This is a genomic window from Pseudomonas sp. AC247 (genome assembly GCF_979258015.1).
The window spans coordinates 311189-330000 of record NZ_OZ409829.1 but is presented as its reverse complement, the minus strand read 5'-3'; the positions used below and the strand labels follow the sequence as shown (position 1 = coordinate 330000).

Here is an 18812-nt window from a genome sequence, read left to right as displayed (position 1 = left end):
TTATAGGGTGTAACCGCCTCATCCTTGACGTTGACCGCGCCCCATTTAGTAGAAGGCAGTTTTTCAGCGAACCAGGCAGGCGCCTTGCCCGGTTCAACATCGGCATACCGAGCAGCATCGTCGGCATTGGCCCAACGCGGCAGGCTACTGACGGCGATGCCGGCAGCAGTGGCTCCGAGCAATTGGCGGCGCGAGAGATAAATGGATTCAGGCGTGACATCCGACTCATGGCAGTCAGACGCTTTGGGAATTTTGATCAGCATGACAACTCCGCAGCTTTGGAGGACAGATGCACCCATAGACTGCGGAGTATGCGGGAAATTACATCACTCGGCTTTTTTGTGCCGACGAAGGCGCAACAGGTACTGCACCGGGCCCGACGCCGCGTAGGCAAGGAACACCAGCAACAGGATGCGCGGTGGATCGCTGAACACAACGGCGAACACCAGCACAACGGCAAGGATCGCCACGAACGGTACCCGCCCTTTCAAGTCCAGCTCCTTGAAGCTGTTGTACTTGATGTTGCTGACCATCAGCATGCCGGCCGCCGCGACCATCAGCGCGACCAGGAACGACATCTTTGAACCCTGAATACCGTAATCGCTGAATGCCCAGACAATCCCCGCGACAACACCGGCCGCTGCCGGACTGGCCAGACCAATGAAATAGCGTTTGTCCGCCGTACCCACCTGAGTATTGAAGCGCGCCAGACGCAATGCCGCGCCCGCGACATAAATGAAGGCAACCATCCAGCCGACCTTGCCCATGTCACCCAGCGCCCAGCCGAAGGCCAGCAACGCCGGTGCAACACCGAACGCAACCATGTCCGACAGCGAGTCGTACTCGGCACCGAAGGCACTTTGCGTATTGGTCATGCGCGCCACACGGCCGTCGAGACCGTCGAGCACCATGGCGACGAAAATCGCGATCGCGGCAAAGGCGAAATACTTGCTCGCGTTGGCGGAATCACCCGCGCTCAATGCCGCCTGCGCGCTCATCGAGTTGATGATGGAGTAAAACCCTGCAAACAGGTTTGCAGTGGTGAACAGATTCGGCAGCAGATAGATACCACGATGCCGGACTTTACGACCTTCTGCGTCGTGCCCTTCTTCGATGTGTTCATCGATGGGCAGCAGGCTTTCGGCGTCAGAAGCCTTGTTCGGCTCTTCGGGACGTTCGCTCATGGACATTACCTTGCAACGGTTTGGAGAAAATTCAACAGGTGTCTGAGGACGACAGTTCGGCCACAAACGCTGCAGCTTTATACCAGAACCACCGGCTCAAACGAAAAAACGCGGCCGAGGCCGCGTTTTTTCATACAAGGGACGACGACTTAGTTTTTGGCTTTGTCGACGATCTTGTTGGCACCGATCCACGGCATCATGGAGCGCAGTTGCTCGCCGATGATTTCGATACCGTGAGCGGCGTTGTTACGACGCTTGGCGGTCATCGAAGGGTAGCCGGTTGCGCCTTCGCTGATGAACATTTTGGCGTATTCGCCGTCCTGAATACGTTTCAGGGCGTTGCGCATGGCCTGACGGGACTCGGCGTTGATCACTTCCGGGCCAGTCACGTACTCGCCGTATTCGGCGTTGTTGGAGATCGAGTAGTTCATGTTGGCGATACCGCCTTCGTACATGAGGTCAACGATCAGCTTCAGTTCGTGCAGGCATTCGAAGTAGGCCATTTCCGGCGCGTAGCCAGCTTCGACCAGGGTTTCGAAACCGGCTTTAACCAGTTCAACGGTACCGCCGCACAGTACGGCTTGTTCGCCGAACAGGTCGGTTTCAGTCTCGTCCTTGAAGGTGGTTTCGATGATGCCGGTACGACCGCCACCAACGCCAGCAGCGTAGGACAGTGCAACGTTTTTGGCGTTGCCCGAGGCGTCCTGGTAGATCGCGATCAGGTCAGGAATACCGCCGCCTTTCACGAACTCGGAACGTACGGTGTGGCCCGGGGCTTTCGGCGCGATCATGATCACGTCGAGGTCGGCACGCGGAACAACCTGGTTGTAGTGGATCGCGAAGCCGTGGGAGAAGGCCAGGGTGGCGCCTTTCTTGATGTTCGGCTCGATTTCATTCTTGTACAGGGAGGACTGGAACTCGTCCGGGGTCAGGATCATGACCAGGTCGGCAGCCGCAACAGCGGAAGCAACGTCGGTCACTTTCAGGCCGTGAGCTTCAGCTTTGGCAACAGTGGCCGAACCTTTACGCAGACCAACGGTAACGTCGACACCGGAATCTTTCAGGTTGCACGCTTGTGCGTGGCCCTGGGAACCGTAACCGATGATGGCAACTTTCTTGCCCTGGATGATCGACAGGTCGCAGTCTTTATCGTAGAAAACTTTCATGAATTTCCCCTTTATATCCAGGCCGTTCAGGCCATTCGCTAATTTGGTTTAGATGCTGAGTACTTTGTCGCCGCGGGCAATGCCGGTCACGCCGCTGCGGACGGTTTCCAGAATCGATGCGGTGCCGATGGACTGAATGAAGCTGTCGAGCTTGTCGCTGGTACCGGTCAGTTGAACGGTATACACGCTGGCGCTGACGTCGACGATCTGTCCACGGTAAATATCGGTGGTGCGTTTGATCTCGGCGCGCTGGGCGCCAGTGGCCTTGACCTTGACCAGCATCAGTTCGCGCTCGATGTGAGCGCTTTCCGACAGGTCCACCAGCTTGACCACTTCGATCAGCTTGTTCAGGTTTTTGGTGATCTGCTCGATGACTTCATCGTGACCAACGGTGGTCAGCGTCAGACGCGACAGGGTCGGGTCTTCGGTCGGGGCCACGGTCAGGCTTTCGATGTTGTAGTTGCGCTGCGAGAACAGGCCGACTACGCGAGACAAAGCGCCGGGTTCGTTTTCCAGAAGCAAGGAAATAATGTGCCGCATGATTAAGTACGCTCCGTCTTGCTCAGCCACATATCGCGCATGGAGCCGTCTTTGATCTGCATCGGATAGACGTGCTCGCTGGTGTCGACCGAAACGTCGATGATCACCAGGCGATCCTTCATGGCGAACGCTTCTGCCATCTTCGACTTCAAATCTTTCGAATCGGTGATGCGTACGCCGACGTGGCCGTAGGCTTCAGCCAATTTGACGAAGTCAGGCAGCGATTCCATGTAGGAGTGCGAGTGACGGCTGCCGTAGCTCATGTCCTGCCACTGACGCACCATCCCCAGAACACCGTTGTTGAGGATGACGATTTTCACTGGCAAGCCGTATTGCAGGCAGGTCGACAGTTCCTGGATGTTCATCTGGATACTGCCTTCGCCGGTGACGCAGGCAACGTCGTCATCCGGGAAGCTCAACTTGATGCCCATGGCCGCCGGGAAACCGAAGCCCATGGTGCCCAGACCACCGGAGTTGATCCAGCGATTCGGCTTGTTGAACGTGTAGTACTGCGCCGCGAACATCTGGTGCTGACCGACGTCGGAAGTAATGAAGGCATCGCCCTTGGTCACTTCGCAGAGGGTTTCGATCACGGTCTGCGGCTTGATCACGCTGCCGTCGCCCTTGTCGTAAGGGAACAGGCCGCGATCACCGCGCCATTCATCCACCTGCTTCCACCAGCTGGCCACGGACTCCTTGTTCGGGGTCTCGCCGATTTCCTTGAGGATCGCGACCATTTCGGTCAGGACGCTCTCAACCGGACCAACGATAGGCACGTCGGCCTTGATGGTTTTGGAAATCGAAGCCGGGTCGATGTCGATGTGGATGATCTTGGCGTTCGGGCAGAATTTCGCCGGGCCGTTGATCACGCGATCGTCGAAACGCGCGCCGACCGCGAGGATCACGTCAGCATGGTGCATCGCCAGGTTGGCGGTGTAGCTGCCGTGCATGCCGAGCATGCCGATGAACTGACGATCAGTGCCGGGGAAACCGCCCAGGCCCATCAGTGTGTTGGTCACTGGCAGGTTGAGCATTTTCGCCAGTTCGGTCAGCGGTGCGGAACCGTTGCCGAGGATCACGCCGCCACCGGAGTACAGCACAGGGCGCTTGGCCGCCAACAGCATTTCTGCCGCCTTGCGGATTTGCCCTGAGTGACCGCGAACGGCCGGGCTGTAGGAACGCAGCTTGGCTTTCTTCGGGAAGATGTATTCGAACTTCTCGGCCGGGTTGGTCATGTCTTTCGGGATATCGACCACGACCGGGCCCGGACGACCGGATTGCGCCAGGTAGAAGGCCTTCTTCATGACTTCCGGGATTTCCGAGGCGTGCTTGATCATGAAGCTGTGCTTCACGATCGGCCGGGAGATACCGATCATGTCGGTTTCCTGGAACGCGTCGGTGCCGACCATGGTGCTTGGCACCTGACCGGAAATGATCACCATTGGAATCGAATCCATATAGGCCGTGGCGATACCGGTGATGGCGTTTGTGGCGCCTGGACCGGAAGTAACCAATACCACGCCGGCTTTACCGGTGGCACGGGCGTAGCCGTCAGCCATATGGGTTGCCGCTTGTTCGTGACGAACCAGGATGTGATTCACTTCCGGTTCTTTGAACAGGGCATCGTAAACATGCAGGAGAGCACCACCCGGGTACCCGTAGATATATTTGACGCCTTCGTCACGCAAAAAGCGGACGAGCATCTCACCGCCAGATAAAAGCTCCACGTTGTTCACCTCTAAAACGCCAGAATACCGTCCACAAAAAAGGGGCGGGTCTTAATAGGTTTACTTCTCGGCAGAGCATGAGCGACGGTGGTCGCCGACTACGTCAGCACTGACTGAGCAAGTATTGGGATCGTCCCAAGTGTTGCGGGCCTTTCCCACCCAGCGCGAGGTAACGCGTTGCGGGTGTAACAGGTCGGCGCGGATGTGCGCCTCATGATCTACCGAGTGGGTCTGCTTCTGGCAGTCCCTCTACAGCGGACTTTCGATTCTTCTGTTTCGCCCTCTCCAAGTCAAGCCGTCAATGCGGTTAATTGTGGGTAAGCACATGAGAACGCAAGAAAAAACCTGGAAACCGCTACTCTGTTAGTGTCAATTGCGCAATTTTGCCAAGGAATCAGCATGCGAACGCTCCTCCTTACTCTGCTGATCGGCCTCAGCCCATGGTGCATGGCCGCTCAAATCTACAAATGGGTCGATGCCCAGGGGGTTACGCATTTCGATGCGCAGCCGCCACCGGGTCAATCTTCCACTACCGTGCAGACGCCCTCCCCGGCCCCGCCGAAACCTGCGGCGATGTCGGGCAGTGGCGTACTCGGTGATCAGAAGGCAATTGATGACAAGGTGAAGAAACAGGTCGCGGATCAGCAGGCGCAGCTCAAGCAGTTTTGCGAGCACGCACGGACGAACCTGGCGCAATTGCAGAACAATCCGCGTTTGAGGGAGGAAGTAGAGGGACAGTTACGCCGGCTGGATGACGCGCAGCGTCAGGAACGCATCGCTGAGGCGCAGAAACAAATCGCACAGAATTGTGAATAGACACCTGTAGGAGCTGCCGCAGGCTGCGATCTTTTGATCCATAAAACCAGATCAAAAGATCGCAGCCTGCGGCAGCTCCTACATTGATGAGGTGTCAGTGCGAGGCGGTGATCAGCAGGTCGAACTCTTTGAGCAGCACCTGCAGTTGACGATCCTTGCCACCCAGGTTGCGCTGGGCGAAGACCATTTCTGCCATCTCCTGGATACCCGAAGCATTCGGCAACGGCAGATCCTGTTCGAGGATCATCTTCATGCGCGGCAGGAAGATCCATTGCAGCCATTGTTCGAAGTCCAGCGTATCGACCGAAAACGGCTCGACACTGCTCAGGGCTTCGGCCGACGGCGACACCTCATCCCACCAGCCTTGTGTGCGCAATTCACGCTCGATCAGTAGCAACTGATCGGCGAGTTTCGGGAAACGGGCATCCATCACAGCGAAACCTTGGCCTTCTGACGGGCCTGAGCGGCGCCGGCGGAATCGCCTTGTTTCTCGCGGGACTGAGCGATGATTTCCCACAGACTGGCTTGCAGGTCCGGGCGACCGTTGGCCATCGTCAGCGCACGACGGGCGAACTGCTCGGCTTGCGGTGCATCCCCTTGAGCCATGCGCACTTGCGCCAGACGATAAAGCACTTGCGGCTCACGCGGAGCGACGCGCTGTGCACGTTCCAGACTGGAAGACGCGCCGTTGAGGTCGCCGCCCGCCTGTTGCTGCTGAGCGGTAGTCAGCAAGGCGAGCACCGGGCCGTCCAGCTGTTCGTCTGCCGACAAGCCGCCGCCACTGCTGGCGGAAGGAATCCCGCTCGGCGTCGAAGGCATGCTGTAGCTGCCGGAATTGATCGGTGCCGATTCAACGGCCGGAGGCGTGTACGGCCCCGACGTGATACCGCCGGACGCCGGGCCCGACTCGATAGGCGAAGAGCTGATCGGCGTCGACACGGCGGCACCGCCACCCGGCACCATCACCACCACGCCGGTATCGCCTTGCGGGATCGCTTGAGTCTGAGCCTGCGCAGGACGCTTTACGGTCGTTTGACGGAAACCGCCATTGGCCGAAATACGTTCGCTGTTGGACACAGCCGTACCGGAATCGACCACCGGGATCGAACCACGCTGTACGGTAGAGCAGCCGCTGAGCAAAGCCACGGCGGTCACCGCTGGAATCAACCACTTGTTCACTTGAAACCCTCTTTGCTTAATTCATCCAGCCCTTGACCCAATCCATCACCGACTCGCCGGAAGCAGGCGTTTCGCTTGCACAGGCGGCGCCGGGTGGCGGTTCGCTGCCGCGAATATACGGCATCTGCACCGCCCCTGGGCAGTTGGCATCGGAGCCCTGCCCGGTGCGCGAATCGACCCAGGCCTGGACGATGTTGTCCGGCTGCGGCATGTCCAGCGGCAGCGGATCAGCCTTGCGCATGAAACTGGTCCAGACTTGCAACGCGCCGGTGGCCCCGGTGAACGGCGTCTTGCCGTTATCGTCGCGGCCCAGCCACACCACCGCCAGCAGATCCTGACTGAAACCGGCGAACCAGCTGTCACGGGAATCGTTACTGGTGCCGGTCTTGCCGGCGAGTGTCAGGGTCTTGGGCAGCACGTTATAAACCGAACTGCCGGTACCTTCACGCATCACGCGCTGCATGGCGTTCTGGATCAGATAGATGGACGCCGGGTCGAAACGCTGCTCGATCTGGAACGGATAACGCTTGAGCGGTTCGCCCTCGGCGGTCAGCACGCTGCGAATCCCGCGCATCGGCGTGTTGAAACCACCGTTGGCGAGGGTCTGGTACATGGTCGCCACTTCGATCGGGGTCATGCCGCCGGCACCCAGCAACATCGACGGGAAGGCCGGGAATTCACGTGTAACGCCCAGACGACCGAGTGTTTTCAACACATTCGGCACGCCCACTTCCAGACCCAGACGCGAGGTCGACAGGTTGTAGGAGTGCGCCAGGCCCTGATAGAGGAAGACCGTGCCGTGGGAGCGGCGATCATAATTCTGCGGTTTCCACACCTGACCGTTCGCGCCTTTGACCGACAACGGATCGTCGGACAGCCAACTGGTCAGCGTGTACTGGCTCGGTTTCTCCAGCGCGGTGAGATAAACCGCCGGCTTGATCAACGAACCCACCGGCCGCACCGCATCGAGTGCCCGGTTGAAGCCGGCAAAACTGGCCTGACGGCTGCCGATCATCGCCTGCACTTCGCCGGTTTCCGGGTTGGTCACGACCATCGCTGCTTCGACATCGTCGGAGCCTTTGCGCCCGGACAGACGCTTGAAGGTGTCGTTGACCGAGGCTTCGGCCTTCATCTGCAGAATCGGGTCGAAACTGGTGAAGATCCGCAGGCCTTCTTCGGTCAAGTCTTCGTCGCGGTAATCTTCGCGCAACTGCCGTTTGACCAGATCGATAAAGCCCGGGAACGAACTGTCGGCGAGCTTGCCGCGCGTGGTCACGCCCAGCGGCATTTTCTTCGCTGCTTCGACCTGCTCGGCCGTCGCCACGCCCTGCTGCTCAAGTACGTCGAGCACCAGGTTACGCCGCTCCAACGCGCGCTCCGGGTTGCGTCGCGGGTTGTAGTAGGACGGGCCTTTGACCATGCCGACCAGCAACGCCACCTGATGCAGTTTCAATTCGGATAATGGCTGACCGAAGAAGAACTGGCTGGCCAGACCGAAACCGTGCACTGCGCGCTGACCGTCCTGCCCGACGAAGACTTCATTGAGGTAGGCCTCAAGGATTTCTTTCTTGTCGTAATGCATTTCCAGCAACAGCGCCATCATCGCTTCGGTGAGCTTGCGGGTCAGGCTGCGTTCGTTGGTCAGGTAAAAGTTTTTCACCAACTGCTGGGTCAGCGTACTGCCGCCCTGGGTCATCTTGCCGCCAGAGGTGTTGACCCAGATAGCCCGGGCAATCGACTTCGGCGACACGCCCCAGTGGCTGTAGTAATCGCGGTCTTCTACAGCGACCAGGGTTTCGAGCAGGTACGGCGGCACCTGATCGAGCTTGATCAGAATGCGGTCTTCGAGATTCTTTGGATAAATGCCGCCGATCATCAGCGGCTCAAGGCGTACCACGGACAGTTTCGAACCGTTGGTCGCCGACAACTCAGCCACGTAATCGCCGGAGAAACGCACGCGCACCGGCTGCGGCTTCTCCAGGCCTTCATAGAACTGGAAGCCACGGGTATTCAGATCAACCGTGTTGCCGTTGACTGCAGCAGCACCGGGACCATTGCTCACGGCTTCGCGGCGATAGCCAAGGGCATCGAGTTCGGTAAGGAAATCGTCCTTGCTGAGCTTTTGTCCGACGAACAGCTCAAGCGGCCGCGCGTAGACCTTCGCCGGGATGGTCCAGCGCTTGCCGGAGAACTTCTCCTGCACCACGGCATCGAGGTAAACGGCGAAGCCGGCCAGCACGACAAGGCCGACCAGACTGAGTTTAATGGCCCAGCTCAACCATGGGCTGAGGCCCTTGGAAGGTGGTTTTTTCTTGGTACGGGGGGATCGAGTTCGAGTCATGGCGGCGGATTATACGCACTTTATTCATACTCAACAGGAGCGCTCCGAGGTTTGCGTCAGGCTGGCGAGCGGCCATAATGGCCGCCTTGAATTCCCCCCCTCTCTGAAGGATCGCCCGTGAGCCAGTCACTGATCGCTGCCCTGCAAAACCCGGCCCTCTACCCGCACCCTGTCGAAGGGTTTCAGGTCATCGAAACCCATATCTCGTGGGTGATCCTCACCGGCCCCTTTGCTTATAAAGTAAAGAAACCGGTCAATTTCGGTTTCCTCGACTTCACCGGCCTCGAGTCGCGCGCACATTTCTGTGCAGAAGAACTGCGTCTGAACCAGCGCCTGACCGACGATTTGTACCTGGAAGTATTGCCAGTGACCGGCAGCGTCGAAGCACCGCAACTCGGCGGTGAAGGCCCGGCGATCGAATATCTGCTGAAAATGCGCCAGTTCCCACAGACCGGTCTGCTCAGCACTTTGCAAGCCAACGGCGAACTGACCACCCAGCACATCGACGAGATGGCCGAGCAAATCGCCCGCTTCCACCTCACCGCGCCAAAAGTCCCGGCCGAACACGACGCCGGTACCCCGGACAGCGTGATGGCGCCGGTGTCGCAAAACTTTGAGCAGATCCTGCCGTTCCTCAGCGACAAAAACGATCTGCTGCAACTCGACGCACTGAAAGCCTGGGCCGAAAGCAGCTTCGAACGTCTCAAGCCACTGTTCGCCCAGCGCAAAACCGAAGGCTTTACCCGTGAATGTCACGGCGACATCCATTTGGGCAACGCCACGGTCATCGACGGCAAAGTGGTGATCTTCGACTGCATTGAGTTCAACGAACCGTTCCGTTTCACCGACGTCTGGGCCGACACCGGCTTCCTCGCGATGGACCTTGAAGACCGTGGCCTGAAATCCCTGGCGCGCCGCTTCATCAGCCAATACCTGGAATTGACCGGCGACTATCAAGGCCTCGAAGTGCTGAACTTCTATAAAGCCTACCGTGCACTGGTTCGCGCCAAGGTTGCGTTGTTCAGCATGCCCGCGGACGCGACGCCGGTGCAGCGCGCCACCACCCTGCGCCAGTACCGCAACTACGCCAACCTGGCCGAAAGCTACAGCACCATTCCTTCGCGCTTCATGGCAATTACCCACGGTGTTTCCGCGGTCGGCAAGAGCCACGTGGCCATGCGTCTGGTCGAAGCGCTGGGCGCGGTCCGCCTGCGTTCCGATGTTGAACGCAAGCGCCTGTTCGGTGAACAAACCGTCGCCAACGACGTGCAGGCCGGCATCTATAGCGCCGACGCCAGCGCGGCGACCTACGCACGCCTGCATGAAATTGCTGAAATCATCCTGCACGCCGGTTTCCCGGTGGTGATCGACGCGACTTACCTTAAACGCGAGCAACGCGACAACGCGGCGAAAATTGCCGAAGCCACCGGCACACCGTTCCTGATCCTCGACTGCAACGCGCCACAAGCGGTGATCGAGAGCTGGCTGGCGATTCGTCAGGCGGATAAACAGGATCCGTCCGACGCCACGCTGGCCGTGATCCAAGCACAGCAAGCCAATCGTGAAGCGCTGACACCGGAAGAAATTCTGCGCAGCAAACGCGTGCAGACCAACGAATCCGGCACGCTGGACACCGTGGTCGCGCAGATTCGTCAGCGCTTGCCAGGCCTGTAAAAAACTATTTCGGCCGTGAAGCCCTCGCTTGCTTCACGGCCGTCAAATAGTGGCACTATACTGGCGTCATAAAACCAACAGGTGATCTGACATGAGCCAGCCGAAACTGCTCGACTCCCCGCTGTATGCCTTGCTGCACAAAGATGACATCACAGGTTTCAACAACGAGCGCCCGCAAGACGGCCCGATCGACATGGTCGGTGGCGACTTCCGAGGCCTTGACCTGCGTGAATTGAACGCCGATGGCGTGGATTTCCGGGACGCGTATTTCCGCTCGGCCGATTTACGTGGCATCGATTTTCGTAATGCGTCGCTTGAAGGCGCCAGCCTGGCGCACGCGCAGATTTCCGGGGCGTACTTCCCGCCGGAGCTGAGTGCCGACGAGATTCTGATGTCGATGAATTTCGGTACGCGCCTGCGTTATCGCACCCGCTGAAATAACCACCCAGCGCCTGCCCCTATAGGAGTGAGCCTGCTCGCGATAGCGGTTTAACATTCAACATATGTGTGCCTGCCAGCCCGCTATCGCGAGCAGGCTCACTCCTACATTGATATGTGTGTTTTCTCCCTCCTTTCTGCGCTCGCAGGCCGTTCAAGCTCCTTTTCTTAGAAGCATTTGCGTCGAATCCGACCAAACAACCACGCTTTTCCTACTGATGGCTACACTCCTGAGAAGCTCGCCCACGCACCATTCGGCCGTCGCAAGGAGGCTTGATGAATGATGAACTGCAACACCTGAAGAATCTTGGCAAGACGTCGGCGCAATGGTTGCATGCCGTGGGCATCCACAGCGCCTCGGACTTGCGTCGCCTGGGCGCGGTGGACGCCTACCGGGCCGTGCGTACCCGCGGGTTTCGCGCATCGAAGGTGTTGCTGTATGCGATCGAAGGCGCGCTGATGGACGTGCACTGGAACGACATCCCCGCCGAACGCAAGGACGCCCTGAACAAACAGCTCGAAGCCATTTCCTCGCGCCACAAGAACTGAACGGACGCTGACCGTCATGTATTTGCTGGGGGAACAATCGGCATACGCCGATGCACTGATCAATCGCCTACAGAGTTTGCCCGCGCAGTGGCTGCTCGGCCTGGCGCCATGCGGGCCGGATCTGCAACTGGACGCGACGGATGATTTGCTCGCGCAGTTACCCGGCGATCAGTTGTTTCTATTGGCTGAAGGTGTGATCAACGGCTGCATCGCTGCCCGTCCGCTGTTTTATTGGCAAGAGGGCGACCTGATCGGCCTGCAGCGTGGCAATGAATGGGACGATTGCCGCCTGTACAGTGACGGGCCACTGCGCTTGACGCCTTACCGACGCCATGAGGTGTTTCAGCATCTGTACGCCGACGCCGGCCGGGCGGATCAATTTCTTGCATATCTGCTGGGGCAAATGGCAATTCTCGCCCACACCGTCGCCGAGCTGAAACCACGCGAGTTTCGCAGCACCAATGGTTTCAAGCGGGTTGAGGCCGGGGAAATTCTGATCAAGCAGGGCGACGTCGCCGATCATGTGTTCGTGATCATCGACGGCCATGCCGAGGCCTTTGTCGAAGGGCACAAGGTCGGTGATGTGCCCAAGGACGAGATATTTGGTGCCATGGCAGTTTTCACCGGCGAACCGCGCAATGCCACGGTCATCGCCCGAGAAGCGAGCACAGTGATGCTGATTCCCGGTGAGCAGTTTTTGAGCATGACCCGCACCAATCCGAAGATTGCCCACAGCCTGATCGAAAGCATGGCGCAGCGTATCGGCCAACTGAATAAACAAGTCAGCCAAATGACCGAAATCAGAAGTTAATGCCAGCCCCCTGTTTTCGGGGCATCCCGGCCATTTTCGAGTCTGAATCAAAGAAATGAGAAAACAGTTGTTGACGTGGTAATGAGAATCGCTATGATTATCACAACTGGTCGCGAGATCAGTCGATATTCTGAAAAGCCCTTGGTTCGGACTCTCAGATTATCTCCTCATCAGGCTAATCACGGTTATTTGACCCGGTTTTTTACCGGGTCTTTTTTTGCCTGTGGAAAAGTCATTTGCCGAATTGTTCACGCATCTGTTCGCAGTAATCCTGCTTGGGCGTCGGGGCGGTGTACCAGACGTAATCGGCCATCGCGGCAGTCACCGCTGCGCCCCGCTCTGCCAGCATCAACACCGTTGGCGCTTGAGTGGCGCCCAGATCCACGACATGCAACGGCACCCCGACATCCTTGCGCGCATGCCACGCCCCAGCCAGCAAAATCGAAGGCGTGGGCGCCACCAGCATGCGCTCAGCCATGCGTCGGTCACGCTGCTGCTGCACGGCCAGCATCGCGGGCATCTGTGCTGCGGGCAGCAACCCACAATGGGATTCACTGATCTGCGCCAGCAACGTGCTTTTCACCGACGCCGCATTACTGCGCGCACCGCTCAGCACCGGCGGGTTGCGGTAGAAGGTACGGATTTCACTGTTTTCAAGATTGGCCGCCAGCAGCGGATACGGCTGGCTGAGAGCAAAGCGCACGATCGGCCCATAGAGATTCCAGTCCCAGCCATCCTGCCAGGTCAGCGCCTCTGAAAGATTGGCGGACGGCGACGTTGCCTGGCGAACGGCATCTACCTTGGGCTGCTGATCCGGCGTGAGCATTTCCAGCAACAGACTGCCTTGCGGCCGTTGCTCGCCGAGCGACTGCAACAGCCACAATTGCGCGGTGTGATGATCGGCATTGTCGTGCTGCTCGCCAATGATCAGTCGCTCGGGCACAGCAAGGCGTTTCACCAGTTGCTGCGCCGTCAGCTCCTCACCGCTGCGCAGGTCACGAATCTGGCCACTGATCGGCGGTGGCGCAACAACATGCTGACACCCCGCAAGCAACACCACTGCCAACAGCCACAACCCACGCATGCCATCACCTCGATGATTCAGTCAGCGGGCAATGATCAGCGGATGCCCGCGCTCCGGGTGCGGCTGCACCAACACTTCAAGACCGAACACAGCCTTCAGCGAGTCCGGCCGCAACACCTGCTCCGGCGTGTCCAGCGCTACCGGACGCCCGCCTTCGAGCAGCAGAATACGATCACAATAGCGCGCCGCCAGATTCAGATCATGCAGGATCACCAGCACCGCCGCGCCGCGATCGGCAAACTCACGCACCGCTTGCAGCGTGGTGTGTTGATGCAACGGATCAAGCATCGACGTCGGTTCATCCAGCAGCAGCGTTTGCCCGGCTTGTCCCGGCCAGAGCTGCGCCAACACCCGCGCCAGATGCACGCGCTGGCGCTCGCCACCGGACAACGCCAGATAACTGCGACCGCTTAAATGCCCGGCATCCGCCGCCGCCAACGCTGCGGCGATGATTTCGTCATCACGCACGCGACCGCTTTGATAGGGCAGGCGGCCCATGCCGACCACTTCTTCGACACGAAAGGCAAAGTCCAGGGTCGACACTTGAGGCAACACAGCCAAGCGTTGCGCGCGCTGCTGTCCGGTCCAGTGACTCAACGCTTGCCCGTCGAGCGAAACGCCGCCCGCGCTGGGCGCCAATTCACCGCACAGCGCACCGAGCAAGGTACTTTTGCCGGCACCGTTCGGCCCGAGTACGCCGAGCACTTCGCCCGGTTCGAGTTGCAACGTGACATCGCTGAGCACGGCCTTGCGCCCGCGCTGAATGTGCAGATCTTGCGCACGCAACATCAGGCACGTCCTCGCAACAGCAGAAATAGAAAGAACGGCGCACCGATAAACGCGGTGACAATACCGATCGGCAACTCGGCAGGCGCCAACGCCAACCGCGCGACCAGGTCAGCCAAGAGCAAAAGGCTCGCCCCCGCCAGCACCGATGCCGGCAGCAAGACTTTGTGATCCGGGCCCGCCAGCAAACGCACCAGATGCGGCACCACCAAACCAACGAAGCCGATCATTCCCGCTGCTGCCACCGCAGCGCCGACACCCAGCGCGGTGCAAAACACCAACTCGCGCTTCAGTCGCTCGACATCGATGCCCAGATGCCCGGCTTCCGACTCGCCGAGCAGCAAGGCATTCAGCGCCTTGGCCCGACGTGGCAACCATAACGCGACACCAACGCTGATGATCAGCAACGGCCACAACCGCGCGTAACTGGCGCCATTGAGGCTGCCAAGGTTCCAGAACGTCAGCGTCCGCAGGGTCGCGTCATCTGCCAGATAAGTGAACAGGCCGACGGCCGAACCCGCCAGCGCGGTCAGCGCGATACCCGCCAGCAACATGGTCGCGACATTGGTCTGGCCGTTGCGCCGACCGAGTCGATAGACCAGTGCCGTGACCCCGAGCCCGCCGAGAAACGCGCAGACCGACAACAGATAAGGCCCGAACCACTCCGGCAAACCGCCAAAAAACGAGCCCCCGACAATCGCGATCGCCGCACCCAACGCCGCGCCACTGGAAACACCCACCAGTCCGGGGTCTGCCAAGGGGTTACGAAACAATCCCTGCATCGCCACGCCAGACAATGCCAGCACACCGCCGACCGCCAACCCGAGCAAGGTACGCGGCAGACGAATCTGCCCGAGAATCAGCTCGGCCTGCTCCAGCCCTTCTGGCGCCAGCGGTACACCAAGCATGCGCAACGCTGCGCGCAACGTATCGATCAGCGGCAGGCTCACCGGCCCCAGCGCCAATGACAGCCAGATCGCCAGCAAACACAGGAGCGTCAGGCCGATGAACAAGGCACGGGGTTTGACCAGTGTGGTCATTGGCCGCTCTGGGCCGGGTAGAAACCGTCAGACAGGGTTTTCAGCGCCGCAGGCAAACGTGGCCCGAGGCCGCCGACCAGCAGGGTCGGGTCCAGCTCGATCACCCGGCCTGCTTTGGCGGCGCGGCTTGAATCGAGAATCGGGTTTTCCTTGAACAGCGCGGCTTTCGCCGCCTCACCGGTCAGCGCACGGTCGGCGAATACCAATACTTCAGGGTCGAGACTGGCCAGAGACTCCACGGAAAAAGGTTTGTAACCGGTGTGCGTCGCCAGGTTATGCCCACCCGCTTGTTGCAGCAGCCAATCGGCGGCGGTGTCCTTACCGGCAATCAACGGTTTGCCGCCAGCATGTCCGAGCAATAAAAGCACGCCTGGCGCTTTCTGTTGGGTCTGCGCATCGGTCACTCGTGCTTGCTGCGCATCGAGTTGCTGTTGATAACGTTGCAGCAGTTGCGCAGCCTGTGGCTCGGCGCCCAGCAACTGGCCCAAGTGAGTCACGTTTTTCTCCAGCGTCGGCAGATCCGGTTGCGCCGAGAACAACTCCACCTGAACCTTGGCCGCTTTCACCTGTGACAGCACTGGCGGCGGGCCCATTTCCTCGGTGCCGATCAGGATGTCCGGGCGCAGACTGAGAATGCCTTCAGCGGAAAGACTGCGCTGATATCCGATGCTCGGCAGCGCCTTCAGCGACTCGGGATGCTGGCTGGTGGTGTCGACGCCAACCAGCTTCGACTCGCCCCCCAAGGCGCTGACCCACTCCGACAGCGCGCCGCCGGCACTGACCCAACGTTGCGGCAAATCAGCCGCTGCCGCCTGGTGACTGACGAAAAGTCCGGCACACAGCACAGCAACGCGGGTACTCAGGCGCATATCCAGCTTCCTTGAATAAGGTTTTTCCCGGGCGTCAGAATGGCAGGCCAAGTATCCTCGGCATCTGCCAGCCGCCCTGCGGACGAAGGCCGTCATTTGATAATTGTTTGCATTTAAACGTCAAGCTCGGACATATCCGGACACGAGCGGACACTAGAGGATAGTCATGAAGTTTCTCTGCGCAGGCGCCGATCTGGCTGAAGCCGCCAGTCGTGGTTTTGAAGTCGACGGGAAAAAGCTCTTTGCCGTGCGCCGCAGCGGCCAGGCCTATGTTTACCTCAATCGCTGCCCGCACCGCGGCGTCGGGCTGGAATGGCAGCCCGACCAGTTTCTTGACCCCAGCAACAGCCTGATCCAGTGCGCCACCCACGGCGCACTGTTTCTCATCGAGGACGGCGAATGCGTGGCCGGGCCTTGCGCCGGGCAGTCACTCACCGCCATCCCCTGCCGCGAAGACGCGCAAGGCCTGTGGATCAACGTTTAACCGTTGAGCAAGACGTCGAGACGCCGGTCGATGACCATCTCTTCATGGTTTAAACGCACGCCGTACGCCAGCACCTCAACGCCACAGGCAACGGCTTCGAGAAGCGCATCGGCGTACGCCGAATCGATTTCCTTCGCAGGCCGCACCGCTTCAATCCCGCTCAGATTGACGCAATACAACTGCACCGCCCGAATCCCGTCGCGAGCCAAATGCGCCAGCTCACGCAAATGCTTGGCGCCACGCTGGGTCACGGCATCCGGAAACGCCGCCACCGCCGTGCCATCGAAGCCCAGGGTGACGCTTTTCACTTCCACATAAGCCGGGCCGCTCGGGTATTCGAGGCGGAAATCGATACGGCTTTTTTCCTGCCCATAGGCGACTTCTCGCTTCAACGCGGTAAAGCCGTTCAACTCGCTGATCACGCCAGCCTGCAAGGCTTCCTCGACCAACCCGTTGGCGCGTCCGGTGTTCACACAAAACAGCCGCCCTTGCGGGGTTTCGCCGATCTCCCAAGTGCCAGGCAATTTGCGCTTGGGATCGTTGGAGCGGCTGAACCAGACCTGCCCGCCCTCGACCTGACAATTGAGCATGGAGCCGGTGTTCGGGCAGTGAATCGTCAGCAACTCGCCGCTAACGGTCTCGATATCGGCGAGAAAGCGTTTGTATCGACGAATCAACCGCGCTTCTTCAAGAGGGGGATAAAAGCGCATCAGCCTTGCCAACTCTTCAAGCCACGCGCGATGCGCTCCACCGCTTCTTGTAAGCGAGGGAGGTTCTGCGTGTAGGCAAAACGCACATGATGACTGGCTTGATAACGACCAAAATCCAGCCCCGGCGTAAAAGCGACGTGCTCGGTTTCGAGGAAATGACGGCAGAACGCGAAGGCATCGCCGCCGAACTGGCTGATATCGGCGTACAAATAGAACGCGCCCTCCGGTTCCACGGCAATGTTGAATCCGAGCTCGCGCAGGGCGGGCAGCAGGAAGTCGCGACGACGACCAAATTCGGCGCGACGCTCCTCCAGAATGGCGATGGTGTCCGGCTCGAAGCACGCCAATGCAGCGTATTGCGCCATGCTCGGGGCGCTGATGTAGAGATTCTGCGCGAGCTTCTCCAGATCACTCACCGCCGCTTCCGGCGCGACCAGCCAGCCCAGGCGCCAGCCGGTCATGCCGAAGTACTTGGAGAAACTGTTCAGGACAAAAGCGCTGTCATCGACTTCCAGCACGCTGGCGGCATCGGTGCCGTAAGTCAGACCGTGATAGATCTCATCCACCACCAGATGCCCGTGTTTCGCCTTGATGGCTGTGGATAACCCGGCCAGCTCATCGCGGGTCAGGATCGTTCCGGTCGGGTTGGCCGGCGAGGCAACCAGCGCGCCGACGCTGTCGTGGTCCCAATGACGCTCGACCAGATCCGGGGTCAGTTGATAGCGCACGTCCGGGCCCACTGGGACAAGCTGCGCGGCACCTTCGACCAATCGCAGGAAGTGCCGGTTGCACGGATAGCCTGGGTCCGCCAACAGCCAGTGTTTGCCGGGGTCGACCAGCAACGCACTGGCCAGCAACAGCGCACCAGAGCCGCCCGGGGTGATCAGAATCCGCCGCGGATCAATGTTCAAGGCGTAACGCGATTGGTAAAAACCGGCGATCGCCTCGCGCAACTCGGGAATCCCGCGCGCTGCGGTGTAACGGGTCTTGCCCGCCGTCAGCGCCGCTTGCCCGGCCCGAATGATCGGTTCGGCCGTGGTGAAGTCCGGCTCGCCGATCTCCAGATGGATCACGTCGTGGCCTTCAGCCTGCAATTCATTGGCCCGCGCCAGCAGCGCCATTACATGGAACGGTTCGATCGCACGACTGCGCGCACTGTACGGCTGAGCCATTGGTTTTCCTTCGAAGGGGAAAAAGAGACGATTCTACCCATCTGCCGGAACGAGCGAGAACCCGCAGCGGTCACAGCCTCAAGAACGCTGGACTGTAACGATATGAGCGTACGCTCCAGGATTGACTAAAATCAGTGATTGAACAGGTCTCCAACACCGCCAGACACGGCTTGTCAGACTTTTGCAAGCGCCACCCGCCGGGGCCTCGACATCCGGGAGTAGCGCAGGCTGAATTGATCTGG

The 18812-nt window shown here is 59.6% G+C and carries 20 protein-coding genes (1 of these 20 cut by a window edge); 6 read left to right on the top strand and 14 right to left on the bottom strand.

Annotated elements, in window-relative coordinates; genetic code table 11:
- The 5 genes from msrP to ACZZ0B_RS01595 form a co-directional block, all read right to left on the bottom strand.
- Window positions 1–263, bottom strand: partial view of a protein-methionine-sulfoxide reductase catalytic subunit MsrP gene (gene msrP, locus ACZZ0B_RS01615; RefSeq protein WP_463544237.1) — the beginning only. Its footprint begins 751 nt before the window's first position; only the first 263 of its 1014 coding nucleotides appear in the window; its start codon is at window positions 261–263; its stop codon lies beyond the left edge, outside the window.
- Window positions 264–326: 63 nt separating this feature from the next.
- Window positions 327–1184, bottom strand: a complete 858-nt coding sequence (gene pssA, locus ACZZ0B_RS01610; protein WP_008080822.1) for a CDP-diacylglycerol--serine O-phosphatidyltransferase — start codon at window positions 1182–1184, stop codon at window positions 327–329.
- 149 nt (window positions 1185–1333) lie between these two features.
- Window positions 1334–2350: a ketol-acid reductoisomerase gene (gene ilvC / locus ACZZ0B_RS01605; protein ID WP_003228216.1), complete on the bottom strand. Its 1017-nt coding sequence runs from the start codon at window positions 2348–2350 to the stop codon at window positions 1334–1336.
- Between the two features lie 48 nt (window positions 2351–2398).
- A complete protein-coding gene (ilvN, locus tag ACZZ0B_RS01600) occupies window positions 2399–2890 on the bottom strand; it encodes an acetolactate synthase small subunit (protein ID WP_003176102.1) in 492 nt (163 codons plus the stop codon).
- A 2-nt stretch (window positions 2891–2892) separates the two neighbouring features.
- Window positions 2893–4617, bottom strand: coding sequence for an acetolactate synthase 3 large subunit (locus ACZZ0B_RS01595; protein ID WP_008080823.1), 1725 nt, complete (start codon window positions 4615–4617; stop codon window positions 2893–2895).
- A 399-nt stretch (window positions 4618–5016) separates the two neighbouring features.
- On the opposite strand from ACZZ0B_RS01595, the gene ACZZ0B_RS01590 reads away from it, so the two are divergent.
- A complete protein-coding gene (locus tag ACZZ0B_RS01590) occupies window positions 5017–5433 on the top strand; it encodes a DUF4124 domain-containing protein (RefSeq protein WP_463544236.1) in 417 nt (138 codons plus the stop codon).
- A gap of 94 nt (window positions 5434–5527) precedes the next feature.
- On the opposite strand, the gene ACZZ0B_RS01585 is transcribed toward ACZZ0B_RS01590, so the two are convergent.
- Genes ACZZ0B_RS01585 through mrcB form a run of 3 tightly spaced genes read right to left on the bottom strand, consistent with a single transcriptional unit; the run spans window position 5528 to window position 8953 of the window.
- Window positions 5528–5863, bottom strand: coding sequence for a YqcC family protein (locus ACZZ0B_RS01585; protein WP_463544235.1), 336 nt, complete (start codon window positions 5861–5863; stop codon window positions 5528–5530).
- Window positions 5863–6612, bottom strand: coding sequence for a tetratricopeptide repeat protein (locus ACZZ0B_RS01580; RefSeq protein ID WP_463544234.1), 750 nt, complete (start codon window positions 6610–6612; stop codon window positions 5863–5865). Before ACZZ0B_RS01580 ends, ACZZ0B_RS01585 begins: the two co-directional genes overlap by 1 nt.
- A 16-nt stretch (window positions 6613–6628) precedes the next feature.
- The gene (gene mrcB / locus ACZZ0B_RS01575) at window positions 6629–8953 is read right to left on the bottom strand and encodes a penicillin-binding protein 1B (protein ID WP_158831321.1); all 2325 of its coding nucleotides are present in this window, start codon (window positions 8951–8953) and stop codon (window positions 6629–6631) included.
- A gap of 117 nt (window positions 8954–9070) precedes the next feature.
- Here mrcB and ACZZ0B_RS01570 point away from each other — a divergent pair, with 117 nt between their 5' ends.
- From ACZZ0B_RS01570 to ACZZ0B_RS01555, 4 genes are all read left to right on the top strand, one after another.
- Entirely contained in the window at window positions 9071–10627 is a 1557-nt protein-coding gene (locus tag ACZZ0B_RS01570) for a bifunctional aminoglycoside phosphotransferase/ATP-binding protein (protein ID WP_463544233.1), read from the top strand.
- A 91-nt stretch (window positions 10628–10718) separates the two neighbouring features.
- Complete coding sequence (locus ACZZ0B_RS01565; RefSeq protein ID WP_008080829.1) at window positions 10719–11063, top strand: pentapeptide repeat-containing protein; 345 nt, start codon at window positions 10719–10721, stop codon at window positions 11061–11063.
- 278 nt (window positions 11064–11341) lie between these two features.
- Window positions 11342–11614, top strand: coding sequence for a TfoX/Sxy family protein (locus ACZZ0B_RS01560; RefSeq protein ID WP_003228231.1), 273 nt, complete (start codon window positions 11342–11344; stop codon window positions 11612–11614).
- Between the two features lie 16 nt (window positions 11615–11630).
- Window positions 11631–12425, top strand: a complete 795-nt coding sequence (locus tag ACZZ0B_RS01555) for a Crp/Fnr family transcriptional regulator (RefSeq protein WP_463544232.1) — start codon at window positions 11631–11633, stop codon at window positions 12423–12425.
- A gap of 232 nt (window positions 12426–12657) precedes the next feature.
- Here the strand turns inward: ACZZ0B_RS01555 and ACZZ0B_RS01550 are convergent, their stop codons facing one another.
- From ACZZ0B_RS01550 to ACZZ0B_RS01535, 4 genes are read right to left on the bottom strand one after another with little or no spacing between them, the layout of a single operon-like run.
- The gene (locus ACZZ0B_RS01550; RefSeq protein ID WP_463544231.1) at window positions 12658–13509 is read right to left on the bottom strand and encodes a ChaN family lipoprotein; all 852 of its coding nucleotides are present in this window, start codon (window positions 13507–13509) and stop codon (window positions 12658–12660) included.
- Between the two features lie 21 nt (window positions 13510–13530).
- Complete coding sequence (locus ACZZ0B_RS01545; protein WP_440096930.1) at window positions 13531–14298, bottom strand: heme ABC transporter ATP-binding protein; 768 nt, start codon at window positions 14296–14298, stop codon at window positions 13531–13533.
- On the bottom strand, window positions 14298–15281 hold the full coding sequence (locus ACZZ0B_RS01540; RefSeq protein ID WP_178116859.1) for a FecCD family ABC transporter permease: 984 nt from the start codon (window positions 15279–15281) through the stop codon (window positions 14298–14300). Before ACZZ0B_RS01540 ends, ACZZ0B_RS01545 begins: the two co-directional genes overlap by 1 nt.
- Before the next feature lie 50 nt (window positions 15282–15331).
- Window positions 15332–16204 (bottom strand): heme/hemin ABC transporter substrate-binding protein, encoded by an 873-nt coding sequence (locus tag ACZZ0B_RS01535; protein WP_158831309.1) that lies wholly within the window; start codon window positions 16202–16204, stop codon window positions 15332–15334.
- Between the two features lie 166 nt (window positions 16205–16370).
- Here ACZZ0B_RS01535 and ACZZ0B_RS01530 point away from each other — a divergent pair, with 166 nt between their 5' ends.
- The gene (locus tag ACZZ0B_RS01530; RefSeq protein ID WP_008080843.1) at window positions 16371–16688 is read left to right on the top strand and encodes a Rieske (2Fe-2S) protein; all 318 of its coding nucleotides are present in this window, start codon (window positions 16371–16373) and stop codon (window positions 16686–16688) included.
- Here the strand turns inward: ACZZ0B_RS01530 and sfsA are convergent.
- Together sfsA and ACZZ0B_RS01520 are read right to left on the bottom strand one after the other, a co-directional pair.
- Complete coding sequence (sfsA, locus tag ACZZ0B_RS01525) at window positions 16685–17398, bottom strand: DNA/RNA nuclease SfsA (protein ID WP_440096928.1); 714 nt, start codon at window positions 17396–17398, stop codon at window positions 16685–16687. The genes ACZZ0B_RS01530 and sfsA overlap by 4 nt on opposite strands.
- Complete coding sequence (locus ACZZ0B_RS01520; protein WP_463544230.1) at window positions 17398–18570, bottom strand: pyridoxal phosphate-dependent aminotransferase; 1173 nt, start codon at window positions 18568–18570, stop codon at window positions 17398–17400. The genes sfsA and ACZZ0B_RS01520 overlap by 1 nt, the downstream gene beginning before the upstream one ends.
- Window positions 18571–18812: the final 242 nt, after the last annotated feature.

Bases quoted from the DNA above. Each gene is read 5' to 3' on its own strand.
- ACZZ0B_RS01550 (WP_463544231.1), bottom strand. From the start codon at position 13,509: ATGCGTGGGTTGTGGCTGTTGGCAGTGGTGTTGCTTGCGGGGTGTCAG.
- ACZZ0B_RS01555 (WP_463544232.1), top strand. From the start codon at position 11,631: ATGTATTTGCTGGGGGAACAATCGGCATACGCCGATGCACTGATCAAT.
- ACZZ0B_RS01560 (WP_003228231.1), top strand. From the start codon at position 11,342: ATGAATGATGAACTGCAACACCTGAAGAATCTTGGCAAGACGTCGGCG.
- ACZZ0B_RS01520 (WP_463544230.1), bottom strand. From the start codon at position 18,570: ATGGCTCAGCCGTACAGTGCGCGCAGTCGTGCGATCGAACCGTTCCAT.
- ACZZ0B_RS01545 (WP_440096930.1), bottom strand. From the start codon at position 14,298: ATGTTGCGTGCGCAAGATCTGCACATTCAGCGCGGGCGCAAGGCCGTG.
- ACZZ0B_RS01565 (WP_008080829.1), top strand. From the start codon at position 10,719: ATGAGCCAGCCGAAACTGCTCGACTCCCCGCTGTATGCCTTGCTGCAC.
- ACZZ0B_RS01530 (WP_008080843.1), top strand. From the start codon at position 16,371: ATGAAGTTTCTCTGCGCAGGCGCCGATCTGGCTGAAGCCGCCAGTCGT.
- ACZZ0B_RS01590 (WP_463544236.1), top strand. From the start codon at position 5,017: ATGCGAACGCTCCTCCTTACTCTGCTGATCGGCCTCAGCCCATGGTGC.
- pssA (WP_008080822.1), bottom strand. From the start codon at position 1,184: ATGAGCGAACGTCCCGAAGAGCCGAACAAGGCTTCTGACGCCGAAAGC.
- ACZZ0B_RS01585 (WP_463544235.1), bottom strand. From the start codon at position 5,863: ATGGATGCCCGTTTCCCGAAACTCGCCGATCAGTTGCTACTGATCGAG.
- ACZZ0B_RS01535 (WP_158831309.1), bottom strand. From the start codon at position 16,204: ATGCGCCTGAGTACCCGCGTTGCTGTGCTGTGTGCCGGACTTTTCGTC.
- mrcB (WP_158831321.1), bottom strand. From the start codon at position 8,953: ATGACTCGAACTCGATCCCCCCGTACCAAGAAAAAACCACCTTCCAAG.
- ilvN (WP_003176102.1), bottom strand. From the start codon at position 2,890: ATGCGGCACATTATTTCCTTGCTTCTGGAAAACGAACCCGGCGCTTTG.
- ilvC (WP_003228216.1), bottom strand. From the start codon at position 2,350: ATGAAAGTTTTCTACGATAAAGACTGCGACCTGTCGATCATCCAGGGC.
- sfsA (WP_440096928.1), bottom strand. From the start codon at position 17,398: ATGCGCTTTTATCCCCCTCTTGAAGAAGCGCGGTTGATTCGTCGATAC.